18 protein-coding genes are annotated in these 13,505 nt (G+C 61.4%); 9 read left to right on the forward strand and 9 right to left on the reverse strand.

The window, feature by feature from the left end:
- Positions 1-13: 13 nt before the first annotated feature.
- Complete coding sequence (locus CWE17_RS05845) at positions 14-1,450, reverse strand: aminotransferase class V-fold PLP-dependent enzyme (protein ID WP_131455596.1); 1,437 nt, start codon at positions 1,448-1,450, stop codon at positions 14-16.
- Positions 1,451-1,557: 107 nt separating this feature from the next.
- On the opposite strand from CWE17_RS05845, the gene CWE17_RS05850 reads away from it, so the two are divergent.
- Positions 1,558-2,001 (forward strand): nucleoside deaminase, encoded by a 444-nt coding sequence (locus CWE17_RS05850; protein ID WP_131455420.1) that lies wholly within the window; start codon positions 1,558-1,560, stop codon positions 1,999-2,001.
- On the opposite strand, the gene CWE17_RS05855 is transcribed toward CWE17_RS05850, so the two are convergent.
- Entirely contained in the window at positions 1,973-3,157 is a 1,185-nt protein-coding gene (locus CWE17_RS05855; protein WP_131455421.1) for an alanine--glyoxylate aminotransferase family protein, read from the reverse strand. The genes CWE17_RS05850 and CWE17_RS05855 overlap by 29 nt on opposite strands.
- 79 nt (positions 3,158-3,236) lie before the next feature.
- Positions 3,237-3,761, reverse strand: a complete 525-nt coding sequence (locus CWE17_RS05860; RefSeq protein ID WP_131455422.1) for an allophycocyanin subunit beta — start codon at positions 3,759-3,761, stop codon at positions 3,237-3,239.
- 341 nt (positions 3,762-4,102) lie between these two features.
- Here CWE17_RS05860 and glnA point away from each other — a divergent pair, with 341 nt between their 5' ends.
- The gene (gene glnA, locus CWE17_RS05865; protein ID WP_131455423.1) at positions 4,103-5,524 is read left to right on the forward strand and encodes a type I glutamate--ammonia ligase; all 1,422 of its coding nucleotides are present in this window, start codon (positions 4,103-4,105) and stop codon (positions 5,522-5,524) included.
- A 66-nt stretch (positions 5,525-5,590) separates the two neighbouring features.
- Here glnA and CWE17_RS05870 read toward each other — a convergent pair whose 3' ends face one another.
- Entirely contained in the window at positions 5,591-5,836 is a 246-nt protein-coding gene (locus CWE17_RS05870; RefSeq protein WP_131455424.1) for a hypothetical protein, read from the reverse strand.
- Positions 5,837-5,997: 161 nt separating this feature from the next.
- On the opposite strand from CWE17_RS05870, the gene CWE17_RS05875 reads away from it, so the two are divergent.
- Positions 5,998-7,059, forward strand: a complete 1,062-nt coding sequence (locus CWE17_RS05875) for a class I SAM-dependent methyltransferase (RefSeq protein ID WP_131455425.1) — start codon at positions 5,998-6,000, stop codon at positions 7,057-7,059.
- Between the two features lie 70 nt (positions 7,060-7,129).
- Entirely contained in the window at positions 7,130-7,447 is a 318-nt protein-coding gene (locus CWE17_RS05880; RefSeq protein WP_131455426.1) for a copper-binding protein, read from the forward strand.
- Positions 7,448-7,473: 26 nt separating this feature from the next.
- Here the strand turns inward: CWE17_RS05880 and CWE17_RS05885 are convergent, their stop codons facing one another.
- Positions 7,474-7,791: a hypothetical protein gene (locus tag CWE17_RS05885; protein WP_131455427.1), complete on the reverse strand. Its 318-nt coding sequence runs from the start codon at positions 7,789-7,791 to the stop codon at positions 7,474-7,476.
- A gap of 53 nt (positions 7,792-7,844) precedes the next feature.
- On the opposite strand from CWE17_RS05885, the gene CWE17_RS05890 reads away from it, so the two are divergent.
- Positions 7,845-8,105 (forward strand): DUF6439 family protein, encoded by a 261-nt coding sequence (locus tag CWE17_RS05890; protein WP_131455428.1) that lies wholly within the window; start codon positions 7,845-7,847, stop codon positions 8,103-8,105.
- Here CWE17_RS05890 and CWE17_RS05895 read toward each other — a convergent pair.
- Positions 8,062-8,574, reverse strand: coding sequence for an ATP-binding protein (locus tag CWE17_RS05895; protein WP_131455429.1), 513 nt, complete (start codon positions 8,572-8,574; stop codon positions 8,062-8,064). The two genes, CWE17_RS05890 and CWE17_RS05895, sit on opposite strands and share 44 nt — an antisense overlap.
- Before the next feature lie 51 nt (positions 8,575-8,625).
- Complete coding sequence (locus tag CWE17_RS05900) at positions 8,626-9,354, reverse strand: GUN4 domain-containing protein (RefSeq protein ID WP_131455430.1); 729 nt, start codon at positions 9,352-9,354, stop codon at positions 8,626-8,628.
- Positions 9,355-9,416: 62 nt separating this feature from the next.
- On the opposite strand from CWE17_RS05900, the gene mnmH reads away from it, so the two are divergent.
- The 4 genes from mnmH to CWE17_RS05920 are packed head-to-tail and all read left to right on the forward strand — an operon-like array spanning position 9,417 to position 13,042.
- Positions 9,417-10,487, forward strand: a complete 1,071-nt coding sequence (mnmH, locus tag CWE17_RS05905) for a tRNA 2-selenouridine(34) synthase MnmH (RefSeq protein WP_370318279.1) — start codon at positions 9,417-9,419, stop codon at positions 10,485-10,487.
- Between the two features lie 58 nt (positions 10,488-10,545).
- On the forward strand, positions 10,546-10,950 hold the full coding sequence (gene psb28 / locus CWE17_RS05910) for a photosystem II reaction center protein Psb28 (RefSeq protein WP_131455431.1): 405 nt from the start codon (positions 10,546-10,548) through the stop codon (positions 10,948-10,950).
- Positions 10,947-12,047 (forward strand): AI-2E family transporter, encoded by a 1,101-nt coding sequence (locus CWE17_RS05915; protein WP_131455432.1) that lies wholly within the window; start codon positions 10,947-10,949, stop codon positions 12,045-12,047. Before psb28 ends, CWE17_RS05915 begins: the two co-directional genes overlap by 4 nt.
- Positions 12,044-13,042 (forward strand): AI-2E family transporter, encoded by a 999-nt coding sequence (locus tag CWE17_RS05920; RefSeq protein ID WP_131455433.1) that lies wholly within the window; start codon positions 12,044-12,046, stop codon positions 13,040-13,042. The genes CWE17_RS05915 and CWE17_RS05920 overlap by 4 nt, the downstream gene beginning before the upstream one ends.
- A gap of 14 nt (positions 13,043-13,056) precedes the next feature.
- On the opposite strand, the gene CWE17_RS05925 is transcribed toward CWE17_RS05920, so the two are convergent.
- Both CWE17_RS05925 and CWE17_RS05930 read right to left on the reverse strand, forming a co-directional pair.
- Positions 13,057-13,257 (reverse strand): hypothetical protein, encoded by a 201-nt coding sequence (locus CWE17_RS05925; protein WP_131455434.1) that lies wholly within the window; start codon positions 13,255-13,257, stop codon positions 13,057-13,059.
- Between the two features lie 33 nt (positions 13,258-13,290).
- On the reverse strand, positions 13,291-13,503 hold the full coding sequence (locus tag CWE17_RS05930; protein ID WP_131455435.1) for a hypothetical protein: 213 nt from the start codon (positions 13,501-13,503) through the stop codon (positions 13,291-13,293).
- Positions 13,504-13,505: the final 2 nt, after the last annotated feature.

A 13,505-nucleotide genomic window follows, 5' to 3' on the forward strand; every position in this document is an offset into this window, starting at 1 on the left:
GCCGGTGTTGACATCAAGGCACCTCCTGCACAGACCTGTTGAGCATGGCGGCCAGCTGCTCGAGGTGGGGGGCCTGGGTATGGGGATTACCCAGCACCGCCTTGAGGTGATGACAGCCCGCATACAGGGGTCTGGAGAGCATGAACTGGTGGTCAAGCAACATGGCCCTGGTGGAGGCCGACCAGGCATCCACCGCGTCATGGTCAGCGTGCATTGGCCGGCAGGCCAACAGATGGAGAGGCCCACTCAGCAGCTGAAACCGCTCTGCATCGAGGTGATCGAGAAGGAATTGCTTGCGCTGCAGGGCTCCCTCCAACAGCTGCTCAATGCCCTGATCGCCCAGTTGGCGCAGCCCAAGCCAGAGCTTGAGGATTTCCGCTGGGCGAGATCCCTGCAAGCCCTGTTCGCCGCCATGGGCTTCACCCCAGGGAGATTCCATGTAGGGGAGGCCGGTGGCAAAGGTGCGGCTGAGCAACCCTCGATCAGCCACCAACAGCAACGAGGAGGTCTTGGTGATGCCCAGCAGTTTCTGAGGGTTGATCGTGATCGAATCCGCACGCTCCACCCCACTGAGCAAAGCCGCAGTGGTCGGAGAAAGGCCATAGGCACCACCGATGGCTGCATCGACGTGAAGCCAAAGGTGATGTCGCGCGCAGAGATCCGCGAGGGCTTGCAGGGGATCCACCGCACCGCGCACGGTGGTGCCAGCGGTGGCGACAACCGCGAGGCAGGAACGTCCTTGCTGACGAAGCTTCAACAGCAGAGCCTCAAGGGCCTCCACCTGCAAGGCACCGCTGCCATCAACAGGAACGGTTTGAAGCGCATCGGCTCGGAGACCCATCACCCGCACGGCCTTGGCCAAAGACACGTGGGCATCCGCACTGGCAAGCACGACCGCATCGGCATCGGAGCCAAGACCGGCCTGCTGACGAGCCACCACAAGCGCCATCAGGTTGCTGAGGCTGCCGCCGCTAGCAGGAACGCCACCGGCCGACTCGGGCATGCCGAGACGATGGGCAACCCAGGTACAAAGCTGACGCTCGAGATTGCTGAGGCTGGGGGCTAGCTCTTCGGCCAGGAGATTGTTGTTGAGGCCGGCACAGACAAGATCAGCGGCGATCGAGGCAGTGAGCGGAGGTGGGTCCAGGTGGGCGAGAGCACCGGGATGGGAAGGGCGATAGGCGCCGTCCATCACCAGCTGCAGGTCATCCAGCAATTGCGTGAACGACCGGGGGCCCCCCTCAGGCTCAATGGAAGGAAGTACCGCAAGCGTGGGCAATGGGCCTCGTGCCTGAGCCTCCCCCAGCCAGCGACAGAGCTTGGCGGAGGTCAGATCAAGAAAGTCCTGCAGCTGCGGATCGAGCCCATCCGGTGAGGCGAATGGGGCAAGCGGCAGCGACGAATGAATCGCAGGGTTGCCAACCAAGGGCATCGCCAGATCAGGTGTCATTCTCCCTTGCGGTGGCACATTGAAGGTGGACGTGGCCTTGATGGCGCGTTGGGGAGGCAGCCGTGAGCGCACCACTGACATTGACTGAGCATCAGTGCCGACTGTGGATGGGACGCCTGCTGCGGCGAGCCAACCGGGTCGGCGACAGCGGTGAAGTGCCTGTGGCAGCGCTCGTTCTGGATTGCCACGGCCGCTGCATTGGCTATGGCGTCAACCGGCGCGAACGTGATCAGGACCCCCTGGGCCATGCCGAGCTGGTGGCCCTGCAGCAGGCCACCAGCATCAGGGGGGACTGGCGTTGCAACAGCTGCACCCTGCTTGTGACGCTTGAGCCGTGCCCAATGTGTGCTGGAGCACTGGTTCAGGCCCGCATGGGGCAAGTGATCTTCGCCGCCAAGGATCCGAAGCGTGGGGCCATGGGGGGCACAATCGATCTCAGCAGCCATGAGAGCGCCCACCACCACATGCGAGTGATCGGGGGCGTTCTCGAGCGCGAAGCCAGCCAGATGCTGGAGTGCTGGTTCAGGCAGCGACGGCGGCGGTCTGTTTGAAACGGGGCAATTCCGTTTCAAACAGATTGAGCAGTCGATCGACGTTTTCGGGAGTGGAGTTGTATCCCATCAGGCCAATTCGCCAGATCTTGCCGGCCAGCACACCTAATCCGCCACCCACCTCGATGCCGTGATTGTTCAGGAGGTGCTGACTGAAAGCCTTGCCATCGACACCTTCTGGAATGCGCACGGTGGTGAGGGTGGGCAGGCGCAGCTCCAGGGGTGCATGCATGACCAAGCCGAGACCTTCAAGACCGGACCAGAGGGCCTCGGCATTGCGGCGATGGCGAGCCCAGGCCTGCTCAAGACCTTCTTCGGCAAGAAGCCGAAGCGCCTCGCGCATCCCAAAGTTCATGTTCACGGGCGCCGTGTGGTGATACACCCTGTCGCTTCCCCAGTACTGATTCAGCAGGGACACGTCGAGGTACCAATTGGGCACCTTGGTGGTGCGGGCCGAGAGCTTCTGTTCGGCCCTCGGTCCCATCGTGAAAGGACCAAGTCCGGGAGGACAACTCAGACCTTTCTGACTGCAGCTGTACGCGAGGTCGACTTTCCAGGCATCGAGATGCAACGGAACTCCACCCAAGGAGGTGACCGTGTCGAGGAGCAGGAGGCAATTGTGCTTCCGGCAGAGATCCCCGACACCCTCCATGGGTTGGCAGATCCCTGTGGACGTTTCTGCATGAACCATCGCCAGAATCGCCGGGCGATGCTCGATCAGAGCGGCTTCGAGCTCATCGAGAGAGAACGCTTCTCCCCAGGGCTTCTCGATCACCCGGACATCGGCCTGATAGCGGCCGGCCATGTCAACAAGACGAAGGCCGAAATAACCCTTAACGGCCACCAGCACCCGATCACCAGGCTCAACGGTGTTGGCCAGGGTGGCTTCCATGGCGGCACTACCAGTGCCACTCATCGGAAGGGTGAGCCGGTTGTCGGTTTGCCAGGCGTAGCGAAGCAATTCCTGTACTTCACCCATCAGCTCCACATAAAGCGGATCGAGATGACCGATCGGCGTGCGGGACAGGGCCTCCAGCACGGTCGGATGGGCATTGGAAGGGCCAGGGCCAAGCAAGAGCCGATCTGGCGTTGCGATCGGAGCCAGATCTCGGCGATGGCTCGAATCAATCTGGAGATGGGAGGGCGCTATCGCCAAGGACTGACGGGAAAATCGTTGGCGAAAAGCCTACGCAGTCATCCCTCCATCAGGGGAGGAGATGAGGGAATGCAACGGCCTAACGCTGGCGGACGTCGGTGGCCGCCAGACCGGAAGCCATGTGCTCGAAGGGCTGACGCACCACTGGGCAGCGATCAAACTCCACCCCCTCAGCCACCAGTCGCTCGCAAAGCACATCGCCCAAGAGAACAATGCTGCGAACCGTGGGTCCCGTAGGCACTCCGAGACTCTTGTACGTGTCGTCAAGACCGTTGAGCACCCGTTCATTCAGGATGGTGCTGTCTCCGGCCACCAGGGCGTAGCTGGCGTAGCGCAGGAAGTAATCCATGTCTCGCAGGCATGCTGCGAGACGCCGGGTGGTGTAGGCGTTGCCCCCAGGAAGCAGCAGCTCCGGGTCGTCAAGGAAGAGACGCTGACTGGCCTCTCGGACGATTTCAGCCGCCTCACGGTTAATCAATTCGACAGCCTTGAGCCTGAGGGCTGCTTCAGAGAGATAGCCATCGATGCTGTCCATGGCGGAGCGATCGAGATAACGACCGAGCTGGTCGTATCGACCGATCAACCCGGTGATGGCATCACGCATGGCTCAGGCTTGAACAGTGTCAAACTGGAAAGTAACACCAGCTTTCCCAGCAGAACGCTCTCTGCAGCAGCGTTATGGGCAAGTTGACAGAAACGGTTACTAACGGGCAGGAGTGGAACAGCCTCCACGACCTTCATCAACGGGTTGATGCCGCGATGCGGTGAGCATTCAGAAAGCGCAGAGGGGGCAAAAAAGGAAGCCATCCCAAGGGATCAAGAAGGTCCAAGACGATCGAGGCGGCATCGGCGCGAAGCAGAAAATGTACCCATTGATACAAAAGGAGTCCCAAGGGCTGACTACGGTCCGCCCTGACTATTGGCCCCCTGCCATCTATTGCACCCATGGGCAAGACCGCACAGGACGTTCTCCGTCAGATCAAGGACGAAGGGATTGAGCTGATCGACCTCAAATTCACTGATCTTCACGGGAAGTGGCAACACCTGACCGTCTGCGCCGACATGGTGGACGAGGCAGCCTTCAGCGAAGGACTGGCCTTTGACGGATCCTCAATTCGCGGCTGGAAGGCGATCAATGCCTCCGATATGGCGATGGTTCCCGATCCCGCCACCGCCTGGATCGATCCCTTTTATCGCCACAAAACCCTGAGCCTGATCTGCTCGATTCAGGATCCGCGCACGGGGCAGGCCTATGACCGCTGCCCGCGCGCACTCGCTCAGAAAGCACTTGCCTATCTGGCTGGCACTGGTCTTGCTGACACGGCTTTCTTCGGACCGGAGCCTGAGTTCTTCCTGTTCGACGACGTTCGTTACAACTCCAGTGAGGGTGGCTGCTTCTACAGCGTCGACACCATCGAGGCCGGTTGGAACACAGGCCGCCTGGAGGAAGGCGGAAACCTGGCTTACAAAATCCAAACCAAGGAGGGCTATTTCCCTGTTGCCCCCAACGACACCGCCCAGGACATTCGTTCCGAGATGCTGCTGCTGATGGGGCAGCTAGGTGTTCCCATCGAGAAGCACCACCACGAAGTGGCCGGCGCCGGTCAGCACGAGCTCGGCATCAAATTCGCCGAACTCATCCAGGCCGCCGACAACGTCATGACGTACAAGTACGTCGTGAGAAATGTCGCCAAGAAATACGGCAAGACAGCCACGTTCATGCCCAAGCCAGTGTTTAACGACAACGGCAGCGGCATGCACGTCCACCAGAGCCTCTGGAAGGGTGGTCAGCCCCTTTTCTTCGGAGAAGGCACCTACGCCAACCTCTCCCAGACCGCCCGCTGGTACATCGGCGGCATCCTCAAGCACGCCCCCTCCTTCCTGGCCTTCACCAACCCGACCACCAACAGCTACAAGCGCCTGGTTCCCGGATTTGAAGCGCCCGTCAATCTGGTGTATTCGGAGGGCAACCGCTCAGCGGCGGTGCGCATCCCGCTCACCGGCCCAAGCCCCAAGGCCAAGCGCCTGGAATTCCGCTCCGGTGATGCCCTTGCCAATCCCTATCTCGCCTTCAGCGCGATGATGATGGCTGGCATTGACGGCATCAAAAACCAGATCGACCCTGGCGAAGGGGTGGACGTTGACCTGTTCGAACTTCCGGCCGATCAGCTCGCCAATATCGCCACGGTGCCGGCATCCCTCAACGGCGCCCTTGAAGCACTCAACGCTGATAAGCACTACCTCATGGAAGGAGGTGTCTTCAGCGAAGACTTCATCAACAACTGGATCGATCTCAAATATGAGGAGGTGCAGCAATTGCGCCAGCGCCCTCATCCCCATGAGTTTGTGATGTACTACGACGCCTGATCAAAGGGAGTTGGTCAAAGGCAAAAGGACGAATGGGGGGGGCTTTGCCCCCCCCATTTTTTTGGTTCAACGATGCCTCAACTGGGCCAAAGCGCTGTCATGGAGATGCCGACAATGATCCTGGCGTCGAGACCATGCCCTCTGCTGCGCGATCGCATTGCGCTGATCAAGGGCATCGGGATGGGTCTCGATCTGGGCGAGCCCTGCCTCACGCCGACGACGCTCATGGGCATGGTGATCTGACCAGGAGACAAATTCGACGGCCGCACGACGGCGCCGATCGAGAACGTTGACTGGATGAACATCAGACATGGCGCATCTCCTCTTTCACTGAAGTCAGTCTGTAGCAACCGCTACAGAATCTCGCGTTACTACACGAATCTTTCCAGCCAATTGATCAGCCAGGCACGAAAGCCACAGAGAGGGCGGTCGGTGAGCTGAAATAGACAACCTTTGGCCCGCAGGCACCCTCGATGGCGACGCCCAGCATCACCGAGATCGCCTACCGCACCCTTCAACAGAGCCGCAGCATCGCCGGACTGGCTCACAAGGAATTCAGCACCAGGCTGATGGAATGGGTCGCGCCGGACGCCGTACCAAGCACGGAAACCGTGCCAGAGGCCATGTTCATGGAGCTGCGTCGCTCCCTCGCCTCCCTAGAGGACACCGACTGGCAGGAGGCCGAATCCGGGCTTTATCCCAAACGTCAGCTGTTCGATCAGCCCTGGATCGACTGGGCGGCCCGCTACCCCCGTCTCTGGCTGGACCTTCCCTCCACCTGGATGCGTCGCCAAAAGAGAAATGTCCGTGACCTCCCGGATGAGGCAAGCGAAACGCTCTACCCCGACTACTACCTACAGAACTTCCACCATCAGACCGACGGTTACCTGAGTGATCACTCCGCGGAGCTCTATGACCTCCAAGTGGACATCCTGTTCAATGGCGCAGCAGATGCAATGCGCAGGCGTGTCCTGGCACCTCTCCTCCGCGGTCTGCGTCGCTTTGAGGACCGACCTGCAGCCAGCCTCAGGGTCCTCGATGTGGCCACGGGAACGGGCAGAACCCTGCATCAGATCCGTGCAGCCCTGCCTGAAGCGACTCTGACTGGCATCGACCTCTCTGAGGCGTATCTGAGGCAGGCCAACCGATGGCTCAACCAGGGGCGCCAAGGTCTGGTGCAACTCCTGAAGGGGAATGGCGAACACCTTCCCTTCGCGGATGGAAGCATGCAAGCCGTCACCTGCGTGTTTCTGCTCCACGAGCTACCAGCCAAAGCCAGACAGGCCGTGTTGGAGGAGTGCTATCGCGTCCTGGAACCCGGTGGTGTTCTGGTGCTGGCCGATTCGATTCAGTTGGCCGACTCACCGCAGTTCAGCGTGGCGATGGAAAACTTCCGCCGCGCTTTCCACGAGCCTTATTACGCCGATTACATCCGTGATGACATCGAAGCGCGTCTCAGCCAAGCCGGCTTCCGTGGCATCACCGGCGAGTCTCACTTCATGGCAAGGGTCTGGTCGGCCAGTAAAGGGGCATAGGCATTCCCTGACATGTGCGCTTGCGCACGGAGTCGCGCCCCATAGGGTGCCCCTATCCCTCGTGGGGTCCATGTCCAATCCTTTCCGTCTGCGCTGGCTTCAGGGCTGGACCTTCCAGCTCGTTCTGATGGAAGGGAAGGTTCAGGTGGAAGCCCATGGCTTTGGCATCTGTCTCAGGACAGCCCTGTTTCCGGGTGAAAGCCCCCAGGCAGCTGCCGACAGGCTCGTGCTTGCCGAGGACAAGCGCAGGCGTGCCCTGCATCAAGCTTGGATCCGCGGTCAGGACCTCACGCGCAGTGCCACGGACGAGGCCCCAGCTCTAGAAGAAGCGCGTCAGGAGGGACCCGGGTCCCTGGTGGTGGTCCACCCCCAACCCCTGGCAGCCTGACTGCCTGGCAGCTTGAGAGGCGCGACTTAAAGGCGAGCCAGTAGCCATCCCAGCAGCAGTCCTGGACCACCCCAGCGCATCGCTCTCCAGAACCACCATCCCGACGGTGCTGGCCTGAAGACCTCTTGACTCGGCTGACCCTCAAGAACCTGACGCATCAGGGCAGAGCGCTGACGCCAGCGCAAACGGTGATGACGTCCCTGACGTTTTGAAGGGCGCATCATCAGCTGACGTTCCAGCGTCAACCAGAAGGCCAGACGCTTCAGGGCGCCGGAGGGCGTCCGGAGACAGTTCCTCAGTGCGTGACGGTTTCGACGGGGGCAGAGGCCTCGGGCGGATGTCATGCCTTCGCGCGCACGCTGCTAGCGCCAGGATAGAAACAGCTTTGCCCACCGCCATGGCCACCCGCAGTCCAGCCCCCTGGCCTGATGAAGCACCGCCTCTCGCCCAGGAACTGCACGGCCAATTGCGACTGGATGATCGCGACTGGCACCGATTGAAAAGCAACGCCGATCGTCGTGCTGCTGAACTGCTCTCAGGAGCACTGGTGCAACTTCTTCAGGGCGGGGAGAGGGCCGATGTGGAGGCTCTCATCAACCAGGGGCTGCTCTGGCTCAGGCGGGAACTGAAGGACCCAGGCTGTCCCCAGCACCGCTGACCACGGGAGCAGGCGTTTGATAGCGCCTGCAGGCCAGCTGAAGGCGATTGCCGCGCCGGCTCCAGCGCACGTCATCGAAACACTGATGAATCAGAAACAGGCCCCGCCCCTGATTGGCGTCCAGACGATCGGGAAGGGAAGCGGATCGGGCCTGAGGCGGTAGCCCAATCCCTTCATCCTGGATCTGCCAGATCAACCAGTTGGGCGTGAGGATGCGGCGCACACGCAAACATTTGGATGGATCGCCTGCGTTGCCGTGGCGCACAGCATTAACGAGAGCCTCCTGAAGACCCAGTTGAAGGCGACAGCAGGTATCAGGACAGGAGACAGGCTCTAACAAGATCTCCAGCAGTGGGCTGAGCTGGAGTGTCGAGGGAAGGATGAAGTCGGCCCAGCGGAACACAGGAGCGGCACCGATGGACTGCAACAACAACTGCAGCGGATCGACGGACCTATGCCCGGATGCCATCGGAAACGCTGCACTCTTTTTCGACCATACCGGGATGCGGGAGGGTTGCCACTACCGGCTTGCAGTGGAGCGACGGGCCTGCAGAGATGGGTGGTCAAGCAGGGCGTCCATCAGACGCACGCCGCGGAGCTGATTAATCAGGGGCATGTGACCCTCTGGGGCATCCATGGCCCACTGAAAAGCGCCCGGATAACGAGTCCAAACTCCCTCATGCTTCCAGCCAATCCGTGGCCAGAGCCGTTCGTAGCGACCATCAAGACCGGCAAGCAACCTGGCCTGAACACTGAAGCCGAAACGCCCCTGGGAATAGGCCATCCAAAGCCGGTCAAGGGTGGCGAGATCCAGCCCCTCCATCGCCGGGACTTCACTGAAATAAACGTAACCACGCCGTTCAGCCTGGGGGCCGGCAAGGCTGCGAAGCGCCGCACTGGTGAAGCGATCCGCTTCTTCGAACCGTTCAGCGAGCAAATCCCGCTGCAGAGGGCCGTAGTCGATGCCCGCTGCTGAAGACGCCTCAAACCAACCATCCCTGCTTCCGATGAGGGCCGGGAGCGCCTGAGGTTGATGACGCTGGAACACCTGCAGTAACCAGCCAGCCTCCCAGGCATCCCCCTTGGGATCGAACGGAGCGAGGGCCGCGGAACCCAGAGCCGCCAACTCAGCAGCCCTCGATTCAATCGTTGGAATCAAAGCGCGCCGCTGACGGGTCGACCCTGTGGAGAAACGCTCCAGCAGTTGGTCTACGGGCAGGCTTGTGGTGGAAGGAGAACCGGAAAGCATGGATCAGGGCCGGCTCTGACAGGCTCGGCGTTGGCCCACTATGTCAGGCATGGGCCTGATCGATGCAGTCGTTGGTGATGGTGGTGGGTGATGGCGTGGCTGGTGAAGGCGTGGACCTGAGGCACTTCCGTGCAGCAGCAGGGCCAATCGTGGACGTGCGCAGCCCCTCGGAATTCGCGCAAGGCCATTGGCCGGGGTCGGTCAACATTCCGCTTTTCAACGACGACCAGCGTGCTGAGGTGGGACTGACCTACAAAGAGGAAGGGCGACTGGCGGCCACCCAGCTCGGGCTGGCCGCGATAGGGCCTCAGTTGGCGGATCTTGCCGATGCCCTGCGCTGCGCCGCAGGAGCCGATGGTCAACTGCGGCTCTACTGCTGGCGGGGGGGACTGCGCTCCAACAGTGTGGCCTGGTTGGCACGACTGGTTGATCTGAATCCCACTCTTCTGGACGGTGGCTACAAAAGCTACCGACGCTGGGTGCTGGCCAGTTTTGAGGAGCCCTGGCCGCTGCGCCTGCTGGGAGGACGCACGGGCACAGGAAAGACTGATTTGCTGCTCGCCCTTGCCCAGCGGGAGGTGGCGGTGGTGGATCTGGAAGGTCTCGCCCATCACCGGGGCAGCAGTTTCGGTGGCCTGGGCCTTCCGGAGCAGCCCAGCACGGAGCATTACGAGAATCGCCTCGCCGAAGCCCTGGATCTTGCGCGCCATCAAGGAGCTGATCAGATCTGGCTCGAGGCCGAAAGTGCGCAAGTGGGCCGTTGCCGCATTCCCAATGCACTGTTTCGCCAGATGCAATCCGCACCGGTCCTGGAGATCCGGCGCAATCTTGAAGAGCGTGTCGCGCAGCTGGTCACGGTCTACGGATCCCAGGGACGCGAACCCCTGCTTGCCGCAACGGAACGCATCAGCCGCAGACTCGGGCCCCAGCGCACCAGGGAGGCGATCGATGCCATCGAGGAGCAGGACTGGGCGAGGGCCTGCAGGGCCATGCTCGACTACTACGACCGTTGCTATGACCACGAGTTAGCCCGTTCCCCAGCTCGGCAAAGCGTTGATCTGGACGGCCTGAGTGCTGATCAAGCCGCCGATGCTCTGCTGCATCGACAGCTGATCGAGCCTCGCCAACGCTGAGCACAACCTGGAAGAGCTGGCTCTAAAGTCACCCTTTGGTCAGCTGGGGACAAACGACATGGCAGAGGCGGCAAGCACCGGTGGCCAGGCGACAGCGGCGATTCAGTTTTTCCGTGGGGTCGATGAGCCGGTGGTGCCGGATATCCGCCTCACCCGCAGCCGCGATGGACGCACAGGCCAGGCCCTGTTCGTGTTTGAGCAGCCCGATGCCCTGGCCCCAGAGAGCATGGGCGACATCACCGGCATGTTCCTGGTGGATGAGGAAGGCACCCTGGTCACCCGTGAGGTGAAGGCCCGTTTCGTGAATGGCAAGGCCAGTGCCCTGGAGGCCACTTACACCTGGAAGAGTGAGGTGGACTTCGAACGCTTCATGCGCTTTGCCCAGCGCTACGCCGACAGCCACGACCTGGGCTATTCCCAGAATTCCGGCGACAATGCCGAGGACAACGACAGCGACGGGTGAAATTTCCCCAGTGGATTGGGCTCGCCGCCCTTGGCGCTGCAGTGGTCCTGCTCTGGACGCTCAAGGACGTTCTCATCCACCTGTTTGCAGCAGTGGTGCTGGCCATGGCGCTCTGCACGCTGGTGGGAACACTCCGGGCCCGTTGGCCGATTCCCAGACCTGTCGCCCTGCTGATCTGTCTGGTTGGTCTGCTGGTGGTCATCGGCCTCGGAGCAGCCGTCGTCGTCCCCCCATTCACCAGCCAGTTTCATCAGCTGCTGCTTCAACTCCCGGCTGCTGCAGGTGAGCTGAAGACCCTGGCGATCAATGCAATCAATGTCATCTCCGGCTGGGTCTACGGAAGCGGAGCCAGCGGCAGCTGGAGTGATCGACTGTTTGCCAACGGCGTCACATCACTCCCAGACAGCTCCACCTTGGCGAGCGGTCTCGGGGGGGGGCTCCAGAGCCTGCTCGGTCTAGCCGGAAACCTGGGCAGCGGATTGGTGCAGCTCTTGTTTGTACTCGCCGTCAGCCTGATGGTTGCTGTGCAGCCCAACGCCTACCGCAACGTGGCGATTCTTCTGGTGCCGTCGTTTTATCGACGCCGTGCCCAGGGAATCCTTGATCAGTGCGGAAACGCGCTGAGCAGCTGGATGGTGGGGGTGCTGATCAGCTCCCTCTGTGTTGCGTTGTTGGCTGGCATCGGTCTCTCGCTCCTCGGCGTGAAACTGGTGATGGCCAATGCTCTGCTGGCTGGTCTGCTCAACGTGATTCCCAACGTTGGCCCAACGATGAGCACGATTTTTCCGATGGCAGTCGCTCTGCTGGATTCCCCCTGGAAAGCGCTGGCGGTGCTTGGGCTCTACGTGATCGTGCAGAACCTGGAAAGTTATGTGATCACACCATCGGTGATGCACCATCAGGTCAAACTGCTGCCGGGACTGACCCTGACGGCACAGTTTGTCTTCACGGTGGTGTTCGGTCCCCTTGGGCTGCTGCTGGCCCTTCCACTCGCTGTGGTGCTGCAGGTGCTGATCCGTGAAATCGTGATTCACGACATGTTCGATCGCTGGAAGTCGGAAGGACGCCTCCGTCTCTCCAGGCAAAGCACACCATGAGTGCCCGGAACCTGCTGGCCGCCCTCACCCTTGTGGTGCTCTGCCTGTTGGTGTGGGAACTGCGCTGGGTGTTGCTGGTGCTCTTCGGCGCCGTGGTGCTGGCCGTGGCCTTAGACGTGCCGATCCGCAAACTCATGCAATTAGGGCTACCGAGGCACCTCTCGCTGCTCGTGGTGCTGGCCCTCCTGATTCTTGGCGGTGCACTGGTGATTCAGCTGCTCGTACCGGAACTGCTCACCCAGCTCCAACAGCTGACCTCCCTGCTCCCGAGCCTGGTTGAAAAACTTCGCTCAATCATCGCGAGCCAGCCGAGGCTGTCCGAGCTGGAGCAATCGATTCCGGAGCAGTTCAGCTGGGAGCGAATCCAACCCGTTGGCTTCCAGCTGCTTGGGGTCGCTGGCGGTGCAGCGAACGGGCTGATCCAGCTGCTGCTGATGAGCCTCTTGGCGGTGCTCATGGCCCTCGACCCTGGCTCCCATCGCCGCATGGTGATCGCTGCAACCCCCAGGCCAGCTCGACCGATGATGAAACGGGTTCTCGATCAATGTCGAGCGGCCCTGGGCGGCTGGCTTGCGGGCATGACCCTGTCTGCAACGGCCGTGTTTCTTCTCACTTGGCTGGGTCTGGTGCTGTTAAAAGCGCCGCTTGCTCTGCTCAGCGCGCTGATCTGCGGCCTGCTGACCTTCGTGCCAACCATCGGTCCAACGGCAGCCACCCTGCTGCCGCTTGGTCTGGCACTGCTGATCTCGCCGACCCTGACCCTTCAGGTGCTGATCCTGCGGCTGGTGCTGCAAAACCTGGAGGCTTTCCTGCTCACGCCGCTTCTGTTACGGCGTACGGTGAACCTGCTGCCGACTGTGGCACTCATGGCTCAGTTAAGCCTGGGCGCCCTGCTCGGCCTGCCTGGAGTTCTGCTGGCCCTCCCTCTCGTGGTGGTTCTGCAGGTGGGAATGGAACTGGTCGTGGTGCGTCAGATCATGGATCGCTGGAGCTGATCCACCCCCTTGTCTTAGGGGCGCGACGGTTCCGTCTTCAGCTGACGGATGGTATTGCGAGGGCTGGTGCGCACCGGATTCAGGCTGGACGGTCGCACTTTCGCCGGTTGAGCTCTGGGGCGATGGGGCTGGAACTGGGACTGGGTTCTGGCGATGAGCACCACGCCGACGAGGCCCACGAGAAGCAACAGAGCCCAATAACGCTTCAGCGCCATGGCGCAACCTCCAGCGCAACCTCCAGCCACGACTCAGTCTCCTGAGCGAGGCCCGTACCGACGCCAGAGCGAAGGAATGGCACAGAGCACAACAATCGCGAGGGCATGATGCCGGATCGCGTAAGACACGGCTGTGACTGTGACGTGGTCACGGAGCAGAAGCAGTTCAGTGCGTAGATCCAGCAGCGCCAAAATCAGGAGCAACGCTGGAAACCATCGGTCGCTGCTGCGACGGGGAGAACCCACGG

The sequence above is a fragment of the Synechococcus sp. BS56D genome, from assembly GCF_004332405.1.
GTDB lineage: Bacteria > Cyanobacteriota > Cyanobacteriia > PCC-6307 > Cyanobiaceae > Synechococcus_C.